The organism is Kangiella sp. (genome assembly GCF_048265365.1).
GTDB lineage: Bacteria > Pseudomonadota > Gammaproteobacteria > Enterobacterales > Kangiellaceae > Kangiella.
In genome coordinates this window covers 264,753-290,062 of sequence record NZ_JBLXBT010000002.1, presented here as the reverse complement: position 1 = coordinate 290,062, position 25,310 = coordinate 264,753, and the positions used below count along the sequence as shown (strand labels likewise).

Annotated in this window: 16 protein-coding genes; 9 read left to right on the top strand and 7 right to left on the bottom strand. The window is 43.9% G+C overall.

Going from position 1 to position 25,310, the window contains the following annotated elements; genetic code table 11:
* The first annotated feature begins 12 nt into the window (after positions 1-12).
* On the top strand, positions 13-816 hold the full coding sequence (gene rluB / locus ACN0VI_RS10530; RefSeq protein WP_331890129.1) for a 23S rRNA pseudouridine(2605) synthase RluB: 804 nt from the start codon (positions 13-15) through the stop codon (positions 814-816).
* A 146-nt stretch (positions 817-962) separates the two neighbouring features.
* Positions 963-3,098, top strand: a complete 2,136-nt coding sequence (gene ppk1, locus ACN0VI_RS10525) for a polyphosphate kinase 1 (RefSeq protein WP_417446766.1) — start codon at positions 963-965, stop codon at positions 3,096-3,098.
* Positions 3,099-3,105: 7 nt separating this feature from the next.
* Here the strand turns inward: ppk1 and ACN0VI_RS10520 are convergent, their stop codons facing one another.
* Together ACN0VI_RS10520 and ACN0VI_RS10515 are read right to left on the bottom strand one after the other, a co-directional pair.
* Positions 3,106-4,662: a phosphatase gene (locus tag ACN0VI_RS10520; protein WP_417446765.1), complete on the bottom strand. Its 1,557-nt coding sequence runs from the start codon at positions 4,660-4,662 to the stop codon at positions 3,106-3,108.
* 19 nt (positions 4,663-4,681) lie between these two features.
* Positions 4,682-5,431: a YciK family oxidoreductase gene (locus ACN0VI_RS10515; protein WP_417446764.1), complete on the bottom strand. Its 750-nt coding sequence runs from the start codon at positions 5,429-5,431 to the stop codon at positions 4,682-4,684.
* A 156-nt stretch (positions 5,432-5,587) separates the two neighbouring features.
* Between ACN0VI_RS10515 and pdsR the strand changes: the two genes are divergently transcribed.
* From pdsR to ACN0VI_RS10500, 3 genes are read left to right on the top strand one after another with little or no spacing between them, the layout of a single operon-like run.
* A complete protein-coding gene (pdsR, locus tag ACN0VI_RS10510; RefSeq protein ID WP_417446763.1) occupies positions 5,588-6,280 on the top strand; it encodes a proteobacterial dedicated sortase system response regulator in 693 nt (230 codons plus the stop codon).
* Complete coding sequence (locus ACN0VI_RS10505) at positions 6,280-8,292, top strand: ATP-binding protein (RefSeq protein WP_417446762.1); 2,013 nt, start codon at positions 6,280-6,282, stop codon at positions 8,290-8,292. The genes pdsR and ACN0VI_RS10505 overlap by 1 nt, the downstream gene beginning before the upstream one ends.
* Positions 8,293-8,320: 28 nt before the next feature.
* Positions 8,321-11,359, top strand: a complete 3,039-nt coding sequence (locus ACN0VI_RS10500; RefSeq protein WP_417446761.1) for an EAL domain-containing protein — start codon at positions 8,321-8,323, stop codon at positions 11,357-11,359.
* On the opposite strand, the gene gph is transcribed toward ACN0VI_RS10500, so the two are convergent.
* Genes gph through ACN0VI_RS10485 form a run of 3 tightly spaced genes read right to left on the bottom strand, consistent with a single transcriptional unit; the run spans position 11,349 to position 14,084 of the window.
* Positions 11,349-12,014 (bottom strand): phosphoglycolate phosphatase, encoded by a 666-nt coding sequence (gene gph / locus ACN0VI_RS10495; RefSeq protein WP_417446760.1) that lies wholly within the window; start codon positions 12,012-12,014, stop codon positions 11,349-11,351. The genes ACN0VI_RS10500 and gph overlap by 11 nt on opposite strands.
* A 13-nt stretch (positions 12,015-12,027) precedes the next feature.
* Positions 12,028-12,747 carry a bifunctional 2-polyprenyl-6-hydroxyphenol methylase/3-demethylubiquinol 3-O-methyltransferase UbiG gene (gene ubiG, locus ACN0VI_RS10490; RefSeq protein WP_417446759.1) on the bottom strand — a complete coding sequence of 240 codons (720 nt, stop codon included), beginning with the start codon at positions 12,745-12,747 and terminating at the stop codon, positions 12,028-12,030.
* Between the two features lie 2 nt (positions 12,748-12,749).
* Positions 12,750-14,084, bottom strand: a complete 1,335-nt coding sequence (locus ACN0VI_RS10485) for a TRZ/ATZ family hydrolase (RefSeq protein ID WP_417446758.1) — start codon at positions 14,082-14,084, stop codon at positions 12,750-12,752.
* Between the two features lie 260 nt (positions 14,085-14,344).
* On the opposite strand from ACN0VI_RS10485, the gene gyrA reads away from it, so the two are divergent.
* Together gyrA and serC are read left to right on the top strand one after the other, a co-directional pair.
* A complete protein-coding gene (gene gyrA / locus ACN0VI_RS10480; protein WP_417446757.1) occupies positions 14,345-16,990 on the top strand; it encodes a DNA gyrase subunit A in 2,646 nt (881 codons plus the stop codon).
* A gap of 53 nt (positions 16,991-17,043) precedes the next feature.
* The gene (serC, locus tag ACN0VI_RS10475) at positions 17,044-18,129 is read left to right on the top strand and encodes a 3-phosphoserine/phosphohydroxythreonine transaminase (RefSeq protein WP_417446756.1); all 1,086 of its coding nucleotides are present in this window, start codon (positions 17,044-17,046) and stop codon (positions 18,127-18,129) included.
* A gap of 65 nt (positions 18,130-18,194) precedes the next feature.
* Here serC and ACN0VI_RS10470 read toward each other — a convergent pair whose 3' ends face one another.
* Together ACN0VI_RS10470 and ACN0VI_RS10465 are read right to left on the bottom strand one after the other, a co-directional pair.
* On the bottom strand, positions 18,195-18,503 hold the full coding sequence (locus ACN0VI_RS10470) for a DUF1272 domain-containing protein (RefSeq protein WP_417446755.1): 309 nt from the start codon (positions 18,501-18,503) through the stop codon (positions 18,195-18,197).
* 70 nt (positions 18,504-18,573) lie between these two features.
* A complete protein-coding gene (locus tag ACN0VI_RS10465; RefSeq protein ID WP_417447046.1) occupies positions 18,574-20,652 on the bottom strand; it encodes a S9 family peptidase in 2,079 nt (692 codons plus the stop codon).
* A 503-nt stretch (positions 20,653-21,155) separates the two neighbouring features.
* On the opposite strand from ACN0VI_RS10465, the gene ACN0VI_RS10460 reads away from it, so the two are divergent.
* A complete protein-coding gene (locus ACN0VI_RS10460) occupies positions 21,156-24,023 on the top strand; it encodes a TonB-dependent receptor (RefSeq protein WP_417446754.1) in 2,868 nt (955 codons plus the stop codon).
* 182 nt (positions 24,024-24,205) lie between these two features.
* Positions 24,206-25,306: a histidinol-phosphate transaminase gene (gene hisC / locus ACN0VI_RS10455; RefSeq protein ID WP_331890099.1), complete on the top strand. Its 1,101-nt coding sequence runs from the start codon at positions 24,206-24,208 to the stop codon at positions 25,304-25,306.
* Positions 25,307-25,310 lie beyond the last annotated feature (4 nt).

Genomic DNA, 25,310 nt, shown 5'->3' with positions numbered 1-25,310 from the left:
AGTGGTAATATCATGTCTGAAAAATTACAGAAAATTCTTGCGAATGCCGGTCTTGGTTCTCGTCGAGAAATCGAGAAGTGGATAGAGGGCGGTCGCGTCAGCGTTAATGGCTCGATCGCTAAACTCGGTGAGCGAGCGACCGATAAAGATACCATCCGTGTTGATGGCCGTATCATTAATATTATATCTGCAGAAGAAACCTACACCCGCGTATTGGCTTACAACAAGCCACTAGGGGAAGTTTCAACTAAGAAGGATCCAGAGGGTCGCACAACTGTTTTTGATAATCTGCCGAATACAAGTTTTGGTCGCTGGATTAGTATAGGTCGTCTGGATATTAATACGACCGGACTTCTGTTGTTTACCAACAATGGTGAACTGGCTCATCGCTTGATGCATCCCTCTTATCAGGTCGAGCGTAAATATGCAGTACGTGTGCATGGCGAAGTAACTCCTGAAATGATCACTAATCTACAAAAAGGCGTCTTGATCGAAGGTGATATGTGTCAGTTTACCTATGTTCAAGACAAAGGTGGAGAAGGGGCGAATCATTGGTATGAAGTTGGTTTGGCCGAAGGTAAGAACCGAGAGGTTCGTAAGTTGTGGGAATCTCAGGGTGTTGAAGTTTCGCGCTTGATGCGTGTCCAGTATGGGCCAATTAGTTTGCCGACACGTTTAAGCCGTGGCCGTTGGATTGATTTGGAAGAGCAGGAAATCAATGATTTGGCAAAGTTGGTTGATCTGGAAGTCACGCCGCGTCGTGCTCGCCCAGAAGTTCAAAAGCGTCAGAAAAAAAATATCTGGAAGAAGCGTTAATTTATTTCCTTCCTACTATCAGCGGTTGGGCTTGTATCATAACGAGTTCAACCGTTATCAAATTGTCATAGAGTCCCCTAGTTTTAATATCTGTTAAAGGCTATTATTGAGTGGTTACAGCTTAATTAGACCACTCAAGGAAAGCTATGGGATCCGCTGCAGATAAATCATCAACTGTTAGTTTAGACGATAAGCCACAAGAGTCGGCTTTGTCGATGGATGATTTAAACAAAATACCTCTAAACCATCCCGAATATTACCTTAATCGCGAATTGAGCCTTTTGGCTTTTAATTGGCGTGTTCTTCAACAAGCACTGGACCAATCAATTCCACTACTTGATCGGATGCGTTTTATTTTCATTTGCAGTAACAACCTTGATGAGTTTTTTGAAGTGAGAGTAGCAGGGTTGCGTCATAGCCTGGCGCGCGGAGAGGCCCGCTTTGGTCTTAATGGCCTTTCTACTGAAGAAGTACTGCGTCAGGTTAATGAGCAGGCTCATAAGCTGGTTGAAGAGCAGTACCGAATCTTCAATCAAGAGTTATTGCCACGACTAGCTGAAGAAGATATTCACTTCTTATCGCCCAAGCATTGGGACGATGAGCAATACAAATGGCTGAAGAAATACTTTAAGCAGCAGGTCACCCCAGTCATCAGTCCAATCAGTCTTGATTTGACTCATCCATTTCCTCGCTTGGTCAATAAAAGTTTGCACTTCTTGTTGCACCTACATGGCAATGATGCCTTTGGCCGTGACCTTGAGTTTGCGGTTTTGCACATGCCGCGTTCTTTGCCCCGAATTATCGAGCTGCCAGAAAAGATAGGGGGCAGTGAAGGGCATAATTTTGTTTATTTGTCTGCGATTATTTCCGAATTTGCTGAAGACTTATTCCCTGGCATGGAAATAAGCGGTTGTTATCAATTCCGGTTAACTCGCGATAGTGATTTATTGCTAGAAGAGAAGGGAATAGAAGATTTAGCCAGTGCGTTGAAGCGCGAGTTGCAATCGCGCAATTTTGGCGCAGCGGTGCGTTTGGAAGTTGGCGAATCATGCCCGAATAAGATCGTCAATTTTCTGTTACAAAAGTGTAATTTAACTCCTGATGATTTATACCGTGTGAATGGGCCAGTTAATTTAAATCGATTAATATCCTTGCCTGATTTAGTGGAACGGCCTGATTTAAAGTTCAGCGGATTTACACCGAAAGTGCCAGATGATATTCAGCGTCGAGGCGTTTTTGATGTGGTCTCAGAACGTGACATTCTTTTGCACCATCCTTATCAAAGTTTTCAGCCCGTTATTGATTTTGTACGTCAGGCTGCCAGTGACCCAGAAGTTCTGGCAATTAAGCAAACCTTGTATCGAACAGGCAGTCAGTCAGCTATCGTTGAAGCTTTAATTGAAGCCGCACAATCGGGTAAAGAGGTGACCGCTGTAGTAGAGCTGCGTGCGCGTTTTGATGAAGCTTCTAATATTGAGTTGGCTCAGAAATTACAAGAAGCAGGGGTGTTGGTGGTTTATGGCGTCGTAGGTTATAAAACGCACGCAAAAATGACATTGGTTGTAAAACGTGAGAAGAAACACTTAACCCGCTTTGTTCATCTTGGTACCGGTAATTACCATGCGGGTAATGCACGTTTATATACTGACTATAGTTTGCTAACCAGTGACCCTGAAATTTGTGAAGATGTTCATAAAGTATTTCAGCAGTTAACGGGAATGGGTAAGGTGTATCAGTTGCATAAATTATGGCATGCGCCATTTACACTGCATGACAATATTATGAAATCGATTCAAACCGAAACAGAAAATGCTCTGGCTGGCAAGAAAGCTGCAATTATCATTAAAGTGAACTCACTGACCGATCAGTCATTAATCGAAGCGCTTTATCGAGCATCGATTGCCGGTGTTAAAATCAAATTGATTGTACGCGGCGTTTGCTGTTTACGACCCGGCATCGAAGGTGTTTCAGACAATATTGAAGTGATTTCCATCATTGGACGTTTTCTTGAGCACTCTCGGGTTTATTATTTCTATGCAGATGATGCTGAGAATGTTTATGCTGCCTCAGCAGACTGGATGGAGCGAAACCTCTATTACCGCGTTGAAACATGCTTCCCGATTTTAGCGGATTCTGCAAAGCAACAAATGATCAAGGAATTAAAGCTGATGACCTCGGAACGAATTCAAAGTTGGCACTTGCATGCCGATGGCGAGTATCGCTTTAGCCATATTAAAAACAGTAAAAAACTGCATGATCTTTTGTTAGCAAAGCTGTCTTAGAAGATGATTAATTAGCGCCTTCAACAGTCCAATCCAGTTGAATCTTGTGATATTCAAGATAGGCTTTTTCTTTGTTCAACTCAGCTAAGAGCAACTGGTGCTTGTAAGCCCACTGCTGTGGTATTCGAATGGTTAATTGATTGTGGCTAGAAGCAGCAAAGGTTAATCCAGAGATATCAACTTGATCGCGCTTGATGTTCAGTAAGATTGCCAGCCGTAAAATTTGCGTAATGGCTAACAGGGCACAGGAAGGATCATACTTGTTATCGAACTGTTCTGGGTAAAGCTTCTTGCGTTGATTAGCGATGATGGCGGCTAATGATTCTTTGGTTTGCTGACTAAAGCCTGGCATGTCACCGTACTGAACAATATACGCACTGTGCAGGCGTAATTTGGAGAAGCTGATAGATAAGCCAATTTCATGCAACAAACAGGCCCAATCAAGATAGTTTTTATAAATAGGGTGGTTTATTTGCCAGATATCAGCCACCTGATCAAAAATATGTTGCGCTGATCTCTTTACCTGAATCGCATACTCTTGATCCACATTAAATCGGCTCATCAATGATAGCGCTGTATGATGCCGGTTATCGTTACCTTTTAATTCTTCCGCCAGTTCGATCAAAATTCCTTCACGCAGTGAGCCATTGGCCACATACATCTTGTCGATATTGAGTTCTTGAAAGAGTGCTATCAGGATTGCTAACCCAACAGCAAAGGTATTTTGGCGGCTGAGTGACAATTCACTAAACGTAATCTTTTCAAAATAACCCATCTGAATCAGTTGGTCTTTAAGAATTTGTAAATGGCTTGGTCGAATGAAACCTTCGTCAAAACCTAGCTCAACTAATACTTTATAAACTGCTTCGATACTACCAGAAGAGCCGAGACAGTGTTGCCAGCTTGAGGAGAGGTAGCGCTTTTCAATGCGAGATATTTCGGCAGCAGCGGTGAGAATGGCATTTTCGAAATGCTTTACGTTAATCTCACCATTGGGGAAGTAGCGTTGATAGGTAACGCAACCAATCGATAAACTATCCAGATTAATCGGTTCAAATTTATCACCTAAAATAATTTCGGTACTACCGCCGCCAATATCTATCACTAAGGCTGTTTCAATATCGGGATGGTTATGTGACACCCCTTCATATATCAATCGGGCTTCTTCTTTTCCGGGTAAAATCTCAATGGGGTTATTCAGAATCATTTCTGCAGGCTCAACAAATCCTTTGGCATTTTTAGCTTCGCGCAAAGTATAGGTTGCGACAACTTTGGTGTATTTAGCAGGGATATTTTTGATACGTTCCTGAAACAGTTTCAGGCAGTTTAACCCACGCTCAATGGCTTCTTGCGAAAGAACATCGTTATCATCAAGACCAATTGCGAGCTGAACTTTATCTTTAAGGCGGCCAATAACACGGAACGAATGGCCATCGTATTCTGCGATGGCCAGATGAAAGCTGTTGGAGCCCAAATCGATGGCGGCATACTGAACGGGCTGTGCCTGCTCTGCGGCCTCAAACTGCTCCTTGATAGCGTCCTCTGTTAATCCCGTGAAATTCAAATTGACGGTTCCTTGTGAACTACTTTATAAAATCTCTAGCATTGATCGCCTGACCAGTTTTAGGGCATGCCTCACTATCCATCAGCCACAAATAAGCTGGCATCAGATCGGCTGGAGTTGGCAGAGTGTTTGGATCTTCTCCGGGATAAGCATTAGCGCGCATTTTGGTGCGAGTTGCACCAGGGTTGATACTGTTAACGCGAATGTTGGCGCTTTCCAGTTCATCCGCTAACACCTGCATCAGGCCTTCTGTTGCGAATTTAGATACTGCGTAAGCTCCCCAATAGGCACGCCCCTGACGGCCTACACCAGAAGAGGTGAATAGAATAGAAGCATCATCTGATTTGCGTAGCAAGGGCATGCAGTATTTGGTTAATAAAAATTCAGCGTTAACATTAACCTGCATAACACGGAACCAGGTTTCTTCATCGAAATGTTCAATTGGAGATAACAGACCGAGATCACCTGCATTATGCACCAGGGCATCAAGGTGACCGAATTCTTTTTCAATCACTTCGGCAACTTGTTGATACTGCTGTGGGTCATTATTCTGTAGATTGACTGGGAGGAAAGCTGGTTGCGGATAGCCAGCTGCTTCAATTTCATCGTAAACCTTCTCCAGCTTGCGCGTGTCGCGTGATAGGAGGATGACTGTGGCACCATGTTTGGCATAGGTCATGGCAATTTCTTTGCCAATACCAGCAGTTGCACCAGTGACTAGAATCACTTTATCTTTTAATGAATCGGGTGCGGCTTGATAATGTTGCATGAAAACTTCTTACAATAGATTGGTTCAAGGAATTCAGGTATTCTACCTTACTTAATGATTAACGAATAGCCCACAGTAGCAGACCAAATAAGGCTCAGCGCCCTATTGCGAAACGAAGTGGCAAATAGAAATGGCAAATAGAAATGGCAAATAGAAATGGCAAAACGAATCGCTTTAGTTGAAGACGAACCCATTTTACAGCAGAACTACAGCATGGCTTTAAAAAAAGCCGGTTATGAGGTCATGATTTACGGCACAAAAAAAGAGGCCACTACCGCGTTCAGCACGCGTCTGCCTGATCTGGTCTTACTGGATATTGGGTTGGGTGATGATTCTGAGGCGGGCTTTGAAGTTTGTCGTAATTTACGACAACAGTCATCACAACTGCCTATTATTTTTCTTACTGCGCTGGATAGTGACTTCGATATCATTTCTGGTTTGCGCCTGGGAGCTGATGATTATTTAACCAAAGATATCAGTATGCCGCATTTGCTCGCGCGAATTTCTGCGCTGTTTCGCCGCTTAGATAGTATAAATTCTCCCGGCTCTGGCAATAGCGTACAAACCGTTGGTGATTTAGAAATTGATAATGAGCGATTGGCGCTGACCTGGAAAGGGGCTCCAGTCGATTTGACAGTCAGTGAGTTCTGGATCGTCAATGCGTTGGCGCAAAAGCCGGGCCACGTTAAAAATCGTGATCAATTGATGCAGGCGGTTAAAGCTGTGGTCGATGACAGCACCATTACTTCGCATATAAAGCGTATTCGTCAAAAGTTCCAGCGCATTGATCGGGAATTCGACTCCATCGAGACCGTTTATGGTATGGGGTATCGCTGGAATCATCGTTAATGAATTCATTGTCTTTAACAAGCCGTCTGCTACTGCTGAGTCTACTATTTGTTTTGATTCCGCTGATCAGCTGGTTGTTATTGGCAAAATTTGAGAAAGATATCGAACGAAATGCTCTGGACCAAAGCAAAGAGCAGGCTCAGATTCTCGGCGGCTTTGTCAATCAGTTGCTGCAAACCGATAGAAGCCTGCGACAACAATTTCTGAATAAGACTCAGCAAAAGCAATTCCCAATCGCACTCAAGGAAACAGCACTTTTGATCGATGGCTTTTCCGATGAGTGGTATCCCTATCAATCAGCTACCACTAAAATTCGTAATTTTGGGCAAGATGCCAAGCTAACGGTGATAGAAGACAAAGACTTCTTATATGGATTGTTTGAGGTGGAAGATAATTCCATCGTTTATCGTAAGCGGCTCGATTTGGCTGACCTGTCCGACAAGATTTCTCTGGTGCTGGGCTCCTACCAAATGCAATTTATTCCTATGGCTCCCGGTAAAGTGCCCGCGCTACGGCAAACAGCCGACGGTTATCGCGAGGTCACGCCGGTATATGCGGTGTGGCAAGAACGAACAGAGGGTTATCAGCTGGAATTTCGCGTGCCACAGAGCTTGGTGGGTAAGACCATTTCCGCCGAAATTACTGATATTGACCAGGCACAAAGTGGAGTAGCTTTACAGGGGATTTATTCTTTTACCGATTTTGAGTCGTTAAGTTTGCACAGTCGTCTGCAAAGTGGTGTGTTAAGTTTGCTTGAGCCTGAATTGTACCGACTGACCTTGACCAATAATCAAGGTGAGGTTTTATACCAGTTTGGACAATTACATACTAATATTCGGGCCAATTGGCGTAATCGAATCTGGTCCTCGGCTATTGAAGAAGGATCGAGTGACAGCTTACTGGGCAAAAAAAGCATATCAAGTATCAATATGGACCTGGCACTGACTGGACGCACTCAAAGTGAATTAGTTAATGAGACCCAACTATCGGCTTTCTCACGAGTTTATAAGCCGCTTTATAGTAAGCAGCAAGTCGTCGGAGCTATGATTCTGGAGTCTTCACCGGTTAATGAAAAACTGCAGTTACGCGACTTTTGGTTACGCTTCCTGCTGTTATTAGGGCTTATCTGGGGCATATTCATCTGGTGGGTGATCAAGCAAAGTCGCCGCTATAGTCAGCGTATTATGGAGCTTAGGGATTTAACTGAGGGTTCTATCAGTGAAGAAGGACAGATCCGCTATGTGATTGATATGGATGAAGAGTTTGATGATGAGGTTTCCGATCTGACCAATAGTTTTTCGCTGTTGACCAACCGTCTCAAGCAATATCACGACTATCAGGAGAAGCTGGTTTCTCGACTTAACCATGAACTGAGAACGCCGATCGCTATCATTCGCAGCTCGCTGGATAATATCAACCGGGAAACTTTACCGGCGGATGAGCTGCAGCTGATTGATAATGCACAATCCGGTGCAGTACGAATGAGCCAGACCATTAGCCGGTTGAGTGAAGCCAATAGGCTGGAACAGGCCATTCGAAGTGCTGATAAAGAGCCTTTTGACATGATTCCTGTTTTGCAGGACCTGGTCGTTGCTTATCGAACCAATTGGGTTGACCATGCCTTCAAGCTGGTTATTGAGCTGGATGAAGCGCGAGTTTTGGGCTCCAAGGAGCTGTTTGTACAGATGCTGGATAAGCTGATTTCCAATGCGGTAGACTTTGATGATAAGTCAAAACCGATCAAGATTTCATTGCAGCGAAAAGATCGCCAGCTGGTGTTAAGTGTCAGTAATGCAGGCCCCAGTATTGCGAAGAAAAATTTACATGATGTATTCAGCTTGATGCATTCAAGTCGTAAACACAGCAACCAGCATTTGGGTTTGGGCTTATACGTTGCTCGATTGATAGCCAGTTTTCATGGCGCCAAGGTGCATGCTGAAAATGAGCTTGACGAATCCGGCGTCTCCATCAATATTGTCTGGAGAAATAAACATTTTACCGCATCTCCTTAAGGTATTATGATGGGCATGAGGGTAGGTTATGGAATTTGAATCTATTAAGGCCAATCATTTAACGTCAATTCAACAACTTGCAGTAAGTATCGCGAAAGCTGATGACTTGCAGGGCATGCTTGATGGTATTGTCGAGCATATATTCACTCAACTTGAGAGTTTTGATTGCGCACTTTTTTTATACGAAGCCAGCCACCAAGAGCTCATTTGTTATTCCTACTGCAAGCAAGGCGTCAGCGAAAAAGAATCTTTCAAACTCAAACCGGTAAAACTTGGCTCAGGCATCATCGGACATACTGCTGAAAATCGGCAGACCATGCGTATTGATGACACCGATCAAAGCAAAATATTTGTTCAAGATCTGCAGAAAAACTACTCTGAGCTGTGCGTTCCTATTGTGCTGAATGATGAGTTGATTGGGGTGATTGATATGGAGCATCCTGACAATGCCTTTTTCACCAAGCAAGATGCACGTTATGTCGAAACCATTGCTTCAATGGTCGCTTACCTTATCAAACAATACCAATCCAACGAAAAACTGTACCTGACCATTGAGAAATTAAAGTTTGACGAGAAAAAACTACGTGATAAGGAAGTTTTTTATCGAAACCTGATGGAGCAGGCCAGCGACAGTATCTTTATCCATGACCAGGCGGGTCGCTTCCTGGATGTTAATCAGCAGGCAGTTCTAAGTTTGGGTTACTCGCGTGAAGAACTATTGCAGATGCGGGTTAAAGATATCGATATAAGCAGTGGACAAAACACAAACAGCGGCACCGAGTTTTATAAAAGTTTGCGCCCAGGCGAACCAGTTATTGTTGAGTGTAAGCACCAACGAAAAGATGGCAGCGTATTTCCAGTAGAAGTTAAAGTCGGCTTGCTAAGTGATGATAATATTATTGCGGTAGCAAGAGATGTTTCAAAGCGTCAGCAAGTCATTGACGAGCTCGATACTTCAAAGCGATTCATGCAGGATATTATCAATACCTCTCCGGATGTCATTTATGTTTTTGATTTCGAAAAAGACTTGATCATTGATGGTGCTGATCGCTTTGCACGTTACCTTGGCTATGATGGTGAGGAATTTGAAAGTTGGAGTTCAGTATTAAAGTTCATTCACCCGGACGACTCTGATATTTTAAAAGATCGGGGTGCTAAAATCATGAGCTCAAGCTCTGATGAAGTTATCAAGTCTGAAGGACGGTTTAAGAACGCAAAGGGTGAATGGGTTTGGTTAAAAAATCACTGCAAAATAGTAAAGCGAACCAGTCAAGGTGAGCCTTTAATTGAAGTTGGCACTATCAGTGATATTACGCATCGCAAAGTAATGGAGCGGGAACTGATCAACAAGGAAGAGTATTACCGGGCCTTGGTTGAAAATGCATTTGATGGCATAGTTCTTTACGATGAGAAGGGGCGAGTCCAATTCCTATCAAAAAGTGTTGAAAAGCTACTAGGTTACAAGGCTGAAGATGTAACCAACAAAACCGGTATAGATTTTATTTTCCCCAGCGATGTAGAGCTGGTTCGCAAGGCGTGGCGTTGGGTCATAGCACATCCTAATCAAATTTATCGTATTCCGGACTATCGTTTGGTTAAGAAAGATGGTGGTCTCATCTGGGTTGAAAATACCCTGATAAATTTGCTAGATGATCCTGTAGTTAACGGTATTATCAGTAACTTCCGTGATATCAGTCATAAGAAAAGCGCTGAGCAATCAATCTATAAAATCTCAAACTACGACACCCTGACAGAGCTACCCAATAGACACTTTTTGCGTCAGCAGATAGAGCGTCAAATTAAACGATCAAAAAAAGAGCCGCAATCGATCAGCCTAGTTTATTTTGATATTGTTCAGTTGAATGGTATTAACAATGCGATGGGACACTGGGTTGGCGATCAGGTTCTGCATTATGTTGCCAGGGTCATCCGCGAAAACCTGGATGAGTTTGACCTCATTGCACGTTCTGGTAATGATGAGTTCGCGGTGGTGCTTACTGAGCAGGAGCCCTTTGAAATTTCACAGCTTGTCGAGCGAATACTGTCTTCTTTCGAGAATATCATTCGTATCGGCGAATTGGAGCTGAAAGTATCCATTAGAGCCGGTATTGCGCGCTTCCCAGAAGATGCAGATAGTGCCGAGGACCTGTTGAGCCGGGCTGAAATTGCTGTGGGTCGCGTTAAAAATCTCAGTACGCAATATACCTTCTTCCAGCCCCAGGACAGCGAAAGTATCCGCTATAGAATTAATTTGGAACGCGAGCTGGTGCAAGCGATTGATGACGAGTCATTGGAATTATTTTACCAACCCAAGGTGTGCCTAAGAACCGGTGTTATTGAATCCGTGGAGGCTTTGCTACGTTGGAATCATCCAGAAAGTGGTTATATCTCACCGCAGACGATCGTTAATATTGCTGAAGCGAATAGCTTGATCTATAAACTGACCAGCTGGGTGGTAGAAAACGCTATTAAGCAGATTAAGGATTGGTTAGAGAAAGGATTGAATACACGAATCGCGGTTAATTTATCAGCGCGAGATATCCAGCGAGCTGGATTTGAGGCCGATATCAGGCAGTCGCTGGAAAAGTATCAGGTCGATAGTACTTTACTTGATATTGAAATTACTGAAAGCGCAGCGATGGCTGATATGGAGCACTCAGTGCAAACTCTACGACAGCTTTCGGATTTAGGTATTGGTATTAGCCTGGATGACTTTGGTACGGGCTATTCATCCATTAGTTATTTGGCAAGTTTGCCCGTTGACCTGGTGAAAATTGATCAGACTTTTATCCAGGGTCTAAAACAGGCTTCTGCGCAGGCAGTTAAAGATAATCAACTTATTATAAAAAACATTATCCGTCTGGCGGAGAGCTTCAAATTGGTTTCTTTAGTGGAAGGCATTGAAACCATAGAGCAATGCCGCTTATTGCAAAAATACAACTGTGACTTAGGGCAGGGTTTCTTATTCAGTAGGCCGAAGTCGGCAAAAGACATAGAGCCGTTGTTGCGTAAGGGTTACATTGACATGGATATATTTAAAATTGCCAAGCCCAGTGTTAACGATTAAGTAGCAAGCTTTTCAGTTCAGTTGATTCTTTGACAATAACATCTGCTCGCCATTCATGAATCATATCTTCCGGTTGAATATAACCATATTCAGCAACAACCGTTTTCATCCCTGCAGCGCGACCCGCTGCAATATCACGCCAGGCATCGCCAACATACACTGCTTGAACCGGTTTAACACCAGCTTGCTGTGCAGCAGAGAACAGAGGGTTAGGATGTGGCTTGGAAGGCTTTACGGTATCACCACAGACCAGTGCGCTGCATGAATCACGAAGCTTTAAAGCTTCCAATAAAGGCACCGTTAAAAACTCAGGTTTGTTGGTAGCAATGCCCCAGGCGATATTACTTTTGTTCAGCTCATCAAGTAATTCTTGCAGGCCATTAAAGAGCTCAGTATGGACAGCAATATTATCTGCATAGATATTTAGGTACTGCTTTCGAAATTGATCAAATTCTTTATGTTGCGGTTCCAAGCCAAAGCCGATTCTTAACATGGCAGCGGCACCATGCGAAACGTAGGGGCGAACTTCAGAAAAGGGGAGTGGTTCTGTGCCATGAGCTTCACGCTGGATATTTAAAGCCAAAGCCATATCCGGCGCAGTATCCAATAAGGTACCATCTAAGTCGAAGAAAACTGCGCGGGGTTGAGTGTTCATTGCTGTCTCAATATTATTCTGGTCGAGTATGAACCAGATAGTTCACATCAACATTATCACTAAGCCAGTACTTTTTGGTCAGCGGGTTGTAGTGCATGCCAATAATGCTGTGGAAAGGCAGTCCGGCTGGGCGACTCCAGGCTTCAAGTTCTGACGGACGAATAAACTTCTTAAAGTCGTGCGTGCCCTTAGGAAGCATCTGCAACAGATATTCTGCACCAACGATCGCAAACAAGAAGCTTTTGGGATTACGATTAATGGTCGAGAAGAACACATGACCATCGGGCTTAACCAGCTTGTGGCAGGCTTTAATAATCGAGGATGGGTCGGGAACATGCTCCAACATTTCCAGGCAGGTCACCACGTCATATTCGCCAGCATGCTGCTCAGCAAACTCTTCGGCAGTAATTTTTTGATAATCGATATTCAGGCCTGACTCAAGCATGTGCAGCTTGGCAACTTCAAGCGGCATCTCGCCCATATCGATACCGGTTGCTTGTGCACTTTCTTTAGCCATGGCTTCGGTTAAGATACCGCCACCACAACCAATATCTAACACCTTTTTACCTTGCAAGCCGTTGGCATTATCCAGAATAAACTGTAAGCGTAGCGGGTTAATATCATGCAGCGGCTTAAAGTCGCCTTCTTTATCCCACCAGCGCGAAGCCATCTGTTCAAATTTGTTGATTTCGTGTTGATCAACATTCGCTTGCTTTTCAGTTGTTTTACTCATGATTAGGCTTGACCTTGAATTGCGTTTTTCCAATGGTTAGCTCGTTGAATCACTTCATCAATATCGATTCCAACCAGCTGTTGGTTGTTGAGTTTTATCACGCCATTAATCCAGACATGGCTCACTTGCTCTCGGCCAGCAGTATAAACGATTTGTGAGACCGGGTCATAAACCGGTTGTGACTCAATGCTGTTTAAGTTGATGGCGGTTAAGTCGGCGGCTTTGCCGACCTCTATGGAACCGATAGTATCTTCCTGGCCTAGCGCTTTTGCGCCGCCATAGGTTGCCGCATGCAGAATATCGTGCGCTGAGCAGGCCTGAGCCGAGCCAGTAAAGACTTTGCCCAGCAAGGCGGCAGATTTCATCTCAGCGAGCATATTTAAGTCATTGTTGCTGGCGTTACCATCAGTTCCGATCGCTATATTGACACCAGCTGTCATCAGTTCTTGTACTGGGCAAATGCCGCTGGCGAGTTTCATATTGGATTGAGGGCAGTGCGCAACGGATACGCCGTTTTGTACTAATAATTCTATTTCGCCTCGCTGCAGTTGCGTCATGTGCACTGCAATCAGGTTTGGGGTAATCAAGCCCAGCTCCTGCAAACGCTTGATAGGGCGCTTACCAGTGGCTTTGAGGGCCTCTTTTACTTCATGCGCCGTTTCATGCACATGCATGTGCACTGGAATACCAAGCTCATTACTTAAGGTGGCGATTTTCTTGAGCGGTTCATCAGAAACTGTGTAGGGCGCATGTGGGGCAAAGGCAAACTGGATCATATCGTGATGTTTATAATCATCGCGCAGTTGCAGACCTTTCTTGAGATAATCCTCCGGGCCATTACCCCAAACTGACGGAAAATCAAACATCAACATCCCCACCGTTGCGCGCATTCCCAGTTTGTGTGCAACCTTGGCGGTCATATTCGGCTGGAAATACATGTCATTAAAGGTGGTGGTGCCGCAGCGAATCATTTCGGCTATCGCCAGCTTAAGGCCATCTTCGCAAAATTCATCACTGACCCATTCGCGTTCTGCGGGCCAGATATGGTTCTCCAGCCAAATCATCAGTGGCAAGTCATCGGCCAAGCCTTTGAACAGGCTCATGGCTGCGTGAGTATGAATATTGACTAAGCCGGGAATGAGGGCGTGATCGGTGAGCTGAAAGTGATGGTCAGTGGTGTATTTCGATAATACCTTGGCGGTTGGAACCAGCTCGAGAATGATGCCTTTGTCCACCACAACAGAATAATCGTTGAGAATTTTGTTCGATTTTCGACCATCGCGACTGACGGGAATGACCCATTTGGCGCTAATGATTTGTTCAACAGTTTGGCTCACAGTCAGCTCTACAATATTTCAATAACTTAGGGTTGATGATTATACCTAACAAGTGACAAAAGCTCACCTTTTAGTCAGTTTGTTTCGGTCAGAGTGAAAAGCACGTCAAAGTCCAGCCATGACGGGGCTTTTAGCTGGATATTTAGTGGAATAAAATTAGCTTGAAAGAGGGCGTTGTGTTACAATTTTGCGCTTAAAAACATAAACCATACTGTTTGTGATAATTAATTATAACTATCAGATTTTAAAGGGTTTTTACAATGGGTGAACTTGCCAAAGAGATCCTCCCGATCAATATTGAAGATGAACTAAAAACTTCCTACCTTGATTATGCAATGAGTGTTATCGTCGGACGTGCTTTACCGGATGTCCGCGACGGTTTAAAACCGGTTCACCGCCGTGTTTTATACGCCATGAACGTGCTTGGAAATGACTATAATAAAGCCTATAAAAAATCCGCTCGTGTAGTGGGTGACGTTATCGGTAAATATCACCCGCATGGTGATACCGCCGTTTACGACACTATCGTGCGTATGGCTCAACCTTTCTCCTTACGCTATATGCTGGTCGATGGTCAGGGTAACTTCGGTTCGATTGACGGTGACTCAGCAGCTGCGATGCGTTATACCGAAGTCCGGATGGACAAACTGGCTCACCAGTTACTGGCTGATCTGGAAAAAGAAACCGTTGATTTCGAAGACAACTATGACGGTTCTGAATCCGAGCCAACGGTACTGCCCACTCGTGTCCCTAACTTATTGATCAACGGTTCTTCCGGTATCGCTGTCGGTATGGCAACCAATATCCCGCCGCACAACATCACCGAAGTTATTGATGGCTGTCTGGCTCTGATTGACAACCCTGACATCACGATTCCTGAGTTGATGGAATATATCAAAGGCCCCGATTTCCCAACTGCGGCAATTATTAATGGTCGTGCTGGGATTATTGATGCTTACCACACTGGGCGCGGTAAAATTTATCTGCGTTCGCGTAGCCATGTCGAAACCGATGAAAAATCAGGCAAGCAATCGATCGTTGTGACTGAGTTGCCTTATCAGGTCAACAAGGCGCGCTTGATTGAAAAAATTGCTGAGCTGGTCAAAGAAAAGAAGATTGAAGGTATTACCGGTCTGCGCGATGAGTCAGATAAAGATGGTATGCGCATGGTGATTGAATTGCGTAAAGGTGAAGTGCCAGAAGTGGTACTTAATAACCTCTATGCACAGTCGCAAATGCAAAATGTTTTTGGTATTAACATGGTGGCGTTAGATAACAATCAGCCACGTTTGTTTAACCTTAAAGATGCTATCGATGCTTTCGTTACTCACCGCCGTGAAGTGGTTACAAGGCGTACCATTTTTGAATTACGTAAAGCGCGCGAAAAAGCTCACGTGTTAGAAGGTTTAGCGATTGCGTTAGCCAATATTGATGCAATTATTGAGCTGATAAAAGAGTCGCCGACACCGAAAGAAGCGAAAGAAGGATTGATGGCACGCGGCTGGGAGCCAGGTCAGGTTAGCACCATGTTGGCGCGTGCAGGTACAGAAGCCTGTCGCCCAGAAGAACTGGCTGCTGAGTTTGGTTTCCATGATGGTTTCTACAAGCTTTCCGATGCACAGGCGCAAGCCATTCTTGATTTGCGTTTACACAAGCTGACTGGTCTTGAGCACGACAAAATTCTAGGCGAATACAAAGACTTATTAGGTCTTATCGAAGAGTTATTGCGTATTCTTATGAGCACTGAGCGTTTGCTTGAAGTGATTCGCGAAGAGCTAGAAGAAGTCAGAGAAAATTTTGGTGATGAGCGTCGCTCAGAAATTCTTGATAGCAAATTAGATTTAACCATTGCTGACTTGATCACTGAAGAAGATGTGGTGGTGACTTTATCGCACGAAGGCTATGTGAAATACCAGGCCTTGTCCGAGTATAAAGCGCAACGTCGTGGTGGTCGCGGTAAGTCTGCAACCAAGATGAAAGACGAAGATTTTATTGAAAAATTATTAGTTGCTTCGACTCATGACACGATTCTTTGTTTCTCCTCAACCGGTAAAGTCTACTGGCTGAAAGTATTTGAATTACCTAACGCGGGTCGTGGTTCGCGTGGTAAGCCGATTGTTAACGTCTTGCCATTGGAAGCGGATGAAAGAATTAATGCTATTTTGCCAATTCGTGAGTTCTCTGAAGACAAGTTTGTCTTTATGGCTACGGCCAATGGTACGGTTAAGAAAACGTCACTTGAACAGTTCTCACGTCCTCGCTCGAACGGCATTATTGCGCTGACCATTGCTGATGATGATGAGTTAATTGGCGTAGTTGAAACCGATGGTACCAACCACATCATGATGTTCAGCGATGCTGGTAAAGTGATTCGATTTGATGAAGCAAACGTCCGTGGCATGGGTCGTACAGCACGTGGTGTTCGCGGTATGAAGTTACCTGAAGGGGCGAAGGTCATTCAGATGATTGTTGCTGAAGAAGATGGTTCGGTGCTTACTGCTACTGAAAATGGCTACGGTAAACGCACTGCGATGGAAGACCATCCATTGCGTGGTCGTGGTGGCCAAGGCGTGATCTCAATTCAGATGAGTGAGCGTAATGGTGCGGTAGTTAGCGCGGTTCCCGTCATTGATGGCGACGAAGTAATGCTGATCAGTAAAGGCGGAACCTTGATTCGAACCGGTGTTGACGACATTCGCATCATGGGTCGAAACACTCAAGGCGTACGTTTAATCAAGTTGGACGATGGTGAAACATTAGTCGGCCTACAACGTATCGTTGAAATCGAAGATGATGAAGATGAGTTTGAAGGTGCCGAAGTTGTTGAAACGGCCGACAATGCAGATAGCGTTGACGAAGTTGATGGTCAAGAGACTGATCGTAAAGAGACAGGTGATGACGAGTAAGCTGCTAAAGCTTACTCGCACTTTTTGATAAAAGTAGAGATCTGAATAACGATATGAATCGCGGTTATAATTTTAGTGCTGGCCCAGCCGCCATACCGACGGAAGTGCTTGAGCGTGCGCAAGAAGAGCTTTTAAACTGGAATGGTCACGGTTGTTCAGTGATGGAATTTGGCCATCGCACACCTGAGTTTCAACAGCTTCTTGAGCAAACTGAAGCCGATCTTAGAAAGCTACTTAATATCCCAAACCACTACCGCGTATTGTTTATGCACGGTAGTGCTTCTCATCAGTTTGCTATGGTGCCCATGAATTTCCTGGCACCGGATGATACTGCAAACTATCTTGAACAAGCTCATTGGTCCAAAAAAGCTATTAAAGAAGCTCAGGGCTTTGGCAACATCCATGTTCAGCAAGGTTTTCATCAAACTGAAGAAGGCTTAGCGATTGTTCCTGAGTCAGAATGGCAGTTGGATGAGGCTGGGAAATACCTGCACTTTACCTCCAATGAAACTATTGTCGGAGTACAGTTCAAAACGGAACCCAAAGCATTTGCTGGAAATTTAGTCTGCGACATGTGTTCTGACATTTTGTCGCGTCCCATTGATATTGAGCAGTATGCTTTAATTTATGCCGGCGCACAAAAAAACATCGGGCCATCGGGGATGACGGTGGTGATTGTGCGTGAAGATTTGTTCGAACAAATGCAAACCCATCGTGTGCCTTCGTTATTTCAATATCCATTGATGGCCCAACATAAATCCTTATTCAACACACCGCCAAGCTTTGGTATTTACCTGGCCGGGCTGGTGTTCGAGTGGTTGTTAGAGCGGGGTGGCGTTGAAGCGGTTGAAAAATTGAACCAACAAAAAGCCCAGCTGCTTTATGATGCGATTGATGCTTCTGATTTTTATCATTCGCCAGTAGCAAAAGACTCACGCTCGGTGATGAATGTAGCCTTCACGTTGAAAGACCACAGTTTGGATTCAGTCTTTTTACAGCAAGCACAAGAGCAAGGTCTACTTGCTCTGAAAGGTCATCGTGATTTCGGGGGCATGCGAGCGAGCATTTACAATGCAATGTCGTTGGAAGGAGTGCAAACCTTAGTTGAGTTTATGCGGGAATTTGAACGAAAAGTTTAGTGGCCAAGTACCGGTAAGTATAAAAAGGCAGTCAATTGACTGCCTTTTTTTAATTGGGGGAAAAATTATCGTTGCTCTGGGGGGATGTTACCCAGTTTTTCGATTAGCTTGGCCTGCGTATCTAAGTTGATGGGAGAGTATACCTCGCGCGCACCTGCAGGCTGATGTTGTAAAGATACGTTTTCAATATGAGCAGTTTTAGGCCTTATAGGACGGGGAACAAATCCTCCACCACAATTCGGGCAAACATTGTGTAATATTTTTTCGACACAGTCTCGACAAAAAGTACACTCATAAGTGCATATCATGGCCTCTGTTGAATCTGGTGGTAAAGACTTTCTACAGTTCTCGCAAGTGGGTCGTAATTCCAGCACTAAAAATCTCCTCTAATAAAAAAGGCGACGGATTGTCGCCCTAACGTGTTCAATAATTATTTCAGTTATTTCAGTCGTTAATTCCAAGCAAATCCAAGAAGAAGGCATATTCCATTGCAGTTTGTTCAAGCCTTTTAAATCGACCTGAAGCGCCGCCATGGCCTGCTTCCATATTAGTATGGAAGAGTAGTTTATTATCATCTGTTTTATAGTCACGCAATTTAGCGACCCATTTCATCGGCTCAAAATATTGGACCTGTGAGTCGTGCAATCCGGTGGTGACTAACATGTGCGGATAGTCTTGTGCTTTGACGTTATCGTAGGGCGAGTAAGACAACATATACTTATAAGAGTCTTTATCGTTGGGGTTACCCCATTCGTCATACTCATTGGTGGTTAACGGAATGGATTCGTCTAACATGGTGGTTACCACATCTACAAAAGGTACATGGGCAGCAACACCTGCGTACTTTTCTGGCGCCATGTTAATGACTGCACCCATCAATAAACCACCGGCGCTTCCGCCTGCGATAAAGACTTTATCTTTGGCTGCATACTGTTGCTTAACCAAACCGTCAGTGACATCAATGAAGTCGGCGAAGGTATTAATTTTATTGAACATTTTCCCGTCTTCATACCACTGACGACCTAACATTTGGCTGCCGCGAATATGAGCAATGGCCACTACAAATCCACGATCAACCAGCGATAGCCAATTGGAGCGGAAGTTGGCATCCATGGTTGCGCCATAGGAGCCATAACCGTATTGATATAGAGGGTTGGTGCCATCCTTTTTAAACATGTCTTTACGATAGACTAGCGACACCGGAACTTGCACGCCATCTCTGGCATCAATGAATAAACGCTCACTTTGATAGTCGTTGCTGTCGAATTCACCTAGGACTTTGTCTTGCTTAAGCAACGTACTGTCACCAGTGACCATATTAAAGTCATAGATCGAGTCAGGGGTGGTTAGACTTGAGTAAGTATAACGCAAGGTTTCGCTGTCGAAGTTTTTGTTGGTAGAAAAACGGGCCGCGTAGGCAGGGTCATCAAAGTTGACGGACTTGAAGCTGCCATTTTCTATGTTCATGACACGAATGCTGGTTAAGCCATTACTGCGTTCGGTTAAGGCAATAAAATCTTTAAAGGCTTTTACATCAGTAATTTGTGTATCTTCACGATGAGGAATCACTTCTTTCCAAGCCGAGAAGTCATTATGTTTACTTTGATGCACTTTCATCAAACGAAAGTTCTTAGCCTCTTTATTGGTTTGTACATAAAAGTATTGGCCTGACTTGTAGGTCGAATATTCATGTCCAGTTTCTAAAGGATAGAATTTTTTGAACTCACCGTCAGGTGCGTTAGCATCAAGAATACTCTCTCCTTTGGTTTCAGTACTGTAGTGTCCAATCTTGATGAAGCTACCATCTAATGACTTGGTTAGCCCAGTGTAATAACTGGTATCGGTTTCTTCGTAAACTAAGGCATCGTCTGTTTGTTCTGTACCTAGTTTGTGACGGAAAACCTGGTAGCCAAGTAAAGTTTGCGGGTCTCTGCGTATATAAAAAATGGTTTCGTTATCATTGGCCCATACAATCCCGCCGTCAGTCTCTTGGAGTGTGTCTGGCAATAGTTTGCCTGTCGAGAGATCCTTAAAGCGCAGAGTGTAAACACGACGGCCAATACTATCGTCTGAATAAGCTAAGATAGCGTGATTAGGGCTGACCTCAGTGGATGCTACATTAAAGTAATCATGCCCTTTAGCTAGCTCATTGACGTCAAGCAGAATTTCTTCATTGGCTTCCAGCGAACCTTGCTTACGAGCATAAATCGGATACTCACTATCTTCCTCAAAACGAACATAATAAAAGTAATCACCTAAACGGTAAGGTACTGTCGACTTGTCTTTTTCAAGACGGCTCACCATCTCGTTGTAAAGCTTTTCCTGCAAGCTCTTGGTATCCGCCAACATAGCTTCTTTATAGTTATTCTCAGCTTCAAGATGCGCCAGTATCTCAGTGTCTGTACGGCTATCGTCACGCATCCAGTAATAGTCATCAATACGGGTGTCGCCATGAATAGTCATTTCATGAGGTACTTTCTTGGCTACGGGTGGGATGACTTCTGATTTCTCTGAATGTGGCATTAGTTGCTCCTCGACTGGAGTGGTTTTAGGCGATTCAGACTCTTTATTGATTGCCATTAGGTAAACGCCAGCTATCAGTAAAATAAGACTGAGCAAAGCAAATAAATACTTCATTGGACTATTCCTTGCTAATTGAGGAGTTCAAAAAAACTCACTATACAGTAAAAATTATTATCCAAACCATATAATCTTTTTGCATAACAAAGGCTTTTTTTCATAATTTAGCCGCCAAGTCAATACTGCATTCATTAGTATTATTTATTTATTATTTAAGAGCTTTTCTAATCTTTGCAGTATCGTCTTGCTTGCAATGTTTGCAAGCCTTATTAGTTTGGTTTATTACAAGTCACATTCGATATAAGCATCTGTCATATAGGTCTTTGGTGGTTTATTGCTATTTACACAACGCATCAGTAGTTTAGCTGCGGAAGTCAATAAAAGCATTATAAGAACTTCTTACTCAATCAAAAATTATGTACCACTATATAGCTATGGAGATGTTTATGGGGAACTATTCCTTTAAAAAAATAGTCGCACATACTGCTGTAATTGTTGCGCTGGGCTTGGCCTCTGGGCACTTACAGGCAGCAAGTAACGTTAACGGTGTCATTGCTGGTGATGTTGCTGCTGGAGAACAGCAGTTGGGTGGTGCGACAATTACTGTAACCAATGAAAGCACTGGTTATACAAAATCGATCCAATCTGACGTAAACGGTGAGTTTGTGTTTCCAGCTTTACCCGTTGGTTTGTATAAGGTAAACGTGTCTAAAGAAGGTTATGAGGTTTACACTGCTGACGTTCGTGTTGGCATTGGCGGGCGTACAGAAATTGATGTGAGTCTTGCCCAGGAAGGTGTCGAAACAGTTGTTGTTACAACAGGTCGAATTCGTCTGGATTCAACTACTGCAGAAGCAGCCTTGAATGTAACAGAAGCAGAAATTGATGCGTTACCAGTTGGCCGGAACCTAACCGCTGTATCATTGCTCGCACCGGGTACACTTCAAGGAGACTCTGCATTCGGTAATCTCGCTTCATTTGGTGGCGCGACTGTTGGTGAAAATGCCTACTATGTCAACGGCTTCAACGTAACCAATTTCCGTAATGGCTTGGGTGCTAGTACTATTCCGTTTGAATTTTATGAACAGTTCCAGGTTAAAACAGGTGGTTACAGCGCAGAATTTGGGCGCTCAACGGGTGGTGTTGTAAACGCGGTTACTAAATCCGGTGGCAATGAGTTTGAGTGGGGTATCGATTATTTCTGGGAGCCCGACAGCTTAAGGGGTGATCGACAAGATATTATTCGACTTAGCGACGGTACAACGATCATTACTGATAACAGTCAGGACTACGATGATTATAAGAATGTCGTTCTACACGCAAGCGGACCAATACTTGAAGACAAGTTATTCTACTATGTCATGTATAACCCACGTGATAATAAGTCAGAAGATTTAATCAGTGGTGGAACCGAGTTACAAACCGGTCAAAGTGATGATGCTTTCTGGGGTGCCAAAATTGACTGGCAGATTAATGCTGACCAGTTACTTGAATACACAGGGTTTTCTGATGCGACAGATACCCAATACACTACAGTGGATTTAAGTGGTAATAATCCCCGAGTTGCCTTCCAGAAGTCTGGTGGTGATAACCATATTTTGAAGTACACAGGACAGTTTAATGACTTAACTGTGTCTGCCTTGTTTGGTCAAAGCGAATACGATCGTACTTCATACAGTTCTCTTGATGGGAATCCAGCTATTTATGATGGTCGTTCTGGTGTTCTTGTTCCTTTAGGTAACTGGGCTAATTTATCTGTTGGGTCATCGCTTGATGAAAAAGATGCCTTCCGATTAGATTTTGATTGGTATCTCGGAGACCATCAACTTCGTTTTGGTTTTGATGAAGAAAACTACACTGCAACGGACACCTCTCAGTATTCCGGTGGGGTTTACTATCGTTATTATTCCGATACCGACAGTTCAACTGGCGAGTCAGTACGTGAGCGTTTCTATTTTAACGGCGGCTCTTTCGAAACGATTTCTCGAGCATTGTATATCGAAGATATCTGGTCTCTTGGTGATGTTACTTTGACGTTGGGGCTGAGAAATGAGTACTTTGATAACAAGAATGTAAACGGTGATACCTTTACTAAAATTGACAACCAGATTGCACCACGCTTAGGCATGGCTTGGGATATTAATGGTGATGGCCGGTCTAAGTTCTTTGTAAACTATGGTCGTTATCACTTACCTGTAGCAACTAATACAAATATTCGTTTGGCTGGTGCTGAATTTTTCACGCAGCAATTCTTTGAGCTGAATGGTGTTAATGCTGATGGCACACCAGTTGTAGGTCCTGCAATGGAGCCTGTAACTGTGTATGCAAACGGCCAGGTTGCGGACGAACGCGCTATTGTTAACCAAGATCTAGATCCGATGTATCAAGATGAGTTTGCTATCGGTTATCAATACGCATTTGATAATGACTGGACTGCCGGGGTACGCTTCATTCGTCGTGATCTTAAGTCAACACTTGAAGATGTAGCGATTGATGCTGCTGTTCTCGATTGGGCTGCCGAAAATGGCCTAACGCAAACGGTTGATGGCGATGACCCAGCAGATGTTTGGAGTGGCTTCCATCAATATGTTCTAACTAATCCGGGTCAGGATATGCGTATCTACCTGCCTGAGTTTGAGCAGTTTGCTAATCTGACTGCTGATCAGCTAGGCTATCCAGAGTCAAGTCGTAAGTATAACTCTGTAGAGTTTAGTTTTGAGCGTCCATGGGACGGTGATTGGTCATTGCAAGGTTCATACGTGTGGGCACAAAGCTACGGTAATAATGAAGGCTTTGTACGAAGTGATAATGGACAGGCCGATGCCGGTTTAACAACTTTGTTTGACCAACCTGGATTGTTAGATGGTGCTTATGGGTACTTACCAAATGATAGACGTCATACCTTAAAGTTATGGGGGCGCACAGCATTAACTGATAACTTGCACTTGAGTGGTAACTTCTTGTGGCAGTCGGGTCGTCCTGTAAATGCATTTGGGGTGCATCCGACAGACTTCTTTGCTTCTCTTTATGGTGCTGAGTCATTCTACGATAATGGACAGCTAGTACCTCGTGGTAGTCGTGGTCGTACACCATCTGTTAAGGACCTTGATTTAGGTTTGGCTTATATGCCTGAGTGGGGAGATTTGGATATGACTATTCGATTGGATGTATTCAATATCTGGACTACAGAAACCTATACAGAGGTTTATGAGAGAGCTGAGCAAGATAATGGTGATCCAGATCCAAATTATCTAACACCTACTAGCTACCAAGCTCCGCGCTCGGTACGCTTAGGAGTGTCAGTAAACTTCTAATAATATAAATGATTCACCTATAGATTTAGGCCGCCTTGTGCGGCCTTTTTTGTTGAATACCACTAAAGAAATCAGAAGGGGTGAAAATCTGGTGAGTTTCAAGGATAATGGCGGCCATTTCGAAGTATTGAACGAGACGCCTAAGGTTCGGGCGTATTATGTTTAAGAGACTGGAGTAAGTTATGAGTTGTGATTTTATCGCTTTGGCGAATAAGGGTGTTCAGGAACTTCATCCATACCAGCCAGGCAAACCAATTTCGGAGTTGGAGAGAGAGCTAGGTATCACCAATATTGTAAAGTTGGCCAGTAATGAAAATCCAATTGGTATCAGCGCTAAAGCAAAAGCTGCCATGGAGAAAGAATTTGCGGACTTGGCTCGCTACCCGGATGCCAATGGCTATTATTTGAAAGCCAAGTTGGCTGAGCGTCTGGGTGTTGGGATTAGCCAGATTACGCTAGGTAACGGCTCGAATGATGTACTTGAGTTGATTGCACGTGTATTTGTCGCACCAGAGCATGAAGTGATCTTCTCGCAGCACGCGTTTGTAGTTTACCCGATAGTGACTCAGGCAATTGGTGCTAAGAAAGTCGTTATCCCGGCAAAAGACTGGGGGCATGATCTCGAAGCGACAGCTGCGGCAATCACACCGAACACGCGTATGATTTTTATCGCTAACCCGAACAATCCTACCGGCACCTGGGTTAATAAAACTGACCTGAAAGCTTTTATGGATAAGGTTCCAGAAGACGTGATCGTGGTGGTAGATGAAGCCTATTACGAGTATGTCGAAGATGCGGAATACCCACAAACAGTGCCCTGGATTAAAGAATATCCTAACTTGATTGTCACTCGTACTTTCTCAAAAGCGTATGGCTTGGCAGGCGTTCGAGCTGGCTATGCGGTAGCCAATGAAGAAATAACCGGTTTGATTAACCGTCCTCGCCAGCCTTTCAATATGAACTCTTTGGCACTGGCAGCGGCAGAAGCGGTGCTAGATGACCATGCTTACCTGCAAAAAGCCTTAGATGTTAATAAGGCTGGTATGCAGCAATTAATCTCAGTATTTGATGAGCTTGGTTATGATTATATTCCGTCTGTCACTAACTTTATCACGGTAGATATGAAACAGGCAGCAGGTCCTTTATATCAGCAAATGTTGGAGCAGGGCGTGATTGTCCGTCCAGTGGGCAACTATGAAATGCCGAATCATTTGCGTATCAGTATTGGCCTAGAAGAGGAAAATGCTAAGTTTGTCCGCGTCTTGCGCGAAATGACTAAGTAATAAG

What these genes read in the sequence shown, in the direction of transcription:
- ACN0VI_RS10515 (WP_417446764.1), bottom strand. Translation starts at nt 5,431, where the DNA reads ATGCAACATTATCAAGCCGCACCCGATTCATTAAAAGATAAAGTGATT.
- hisC (WP_331890099.1), top strand. Translation starts at nt 24,206, where the DNA reads ATGAGTTGTGATTTTATCGCTTTGGCGAATAAGGGTGTTCAGGAACTT.
- pdsR (WP_417446763.1), top strand. Translation starts at nt 5,588, where the DNA reads ATGGCAAAACGAATCGCTTTAGTTGAAGACGAACCCATTTTACAGCAG.
- ACN0VI_RS10505 (WP_417446762.1), top strand. Translation starts at nt 6,280, where the DNA reads ATGAATTCATTGTCTTTAACAAGCCGTCTGCTACTGCTGAGTCTACTA.
- rluB (WP_331890129.1), top strand. Translation starts at nt 13, where the DNA reads ATGTCTGAAAAATTACAGAAAATTCTTGCGAATGCCGGTCTTGGTTCT.
- ACN0VI_RS10500 (WP_417446761.1), top strand. Translation starts at nt 8,321, where the DNA reads ATGGAATTTGAATCTATTAAGGCCAATCATTTAACGTCAATTCAACAA.
- gph (WP_417446760.1), bottom strand. Translation starts at nt 12,014, where the DNA reads ATGAACACTCAACCCCGCGCAGTTTTCTTCGACTTAGATGGTACCTTA.
- ubiG (WP_417446759.1), bottom strand. Translation starts at nt 12,747, where the DNA reads ATGAGTAAAACAACTGAAAAGCAAGCGAATGTTGATCAACACGAAATC.
- ppk1 (WP_417446766.1), top strand. Translation starts at nt 963, where the DNA reads ATGGGATCCGCTGCAGATAAATCATCAACTGTTAGTTTAGACGATAAG.
- ACN0VI_RS10460 (WP_417446754.1), top strand. Translation starts at nt 21,156, where the DNA reads ATGGGGAACTATTCCTTTAAAAAAATAGTCGCACATACTGCTGTAATT.
- ACN0VI_RS10465 (WP_417447046.1), bottom strand. Translation starts at nt 20,652, where the DNA reads ATGCCACATTCAGAGAAATCAGAAGTCATCCCACCCGTAGCCAAGAAA.
- gyrA (WP_417446757.1), top strand. Translation starts at nt 14,345, where the DNA reads ATGGGTGAACTTGCCAAAGAGATCCTCCCGATCAATATTGAAGATGAA.
- serC (WP_417446756.1), top strand. Translation starts at nt 17,044, where the DNA reads ATGAATCGCGGTTATAATTTTAGTGCTGGCCCAGCCGCCATACCGACG.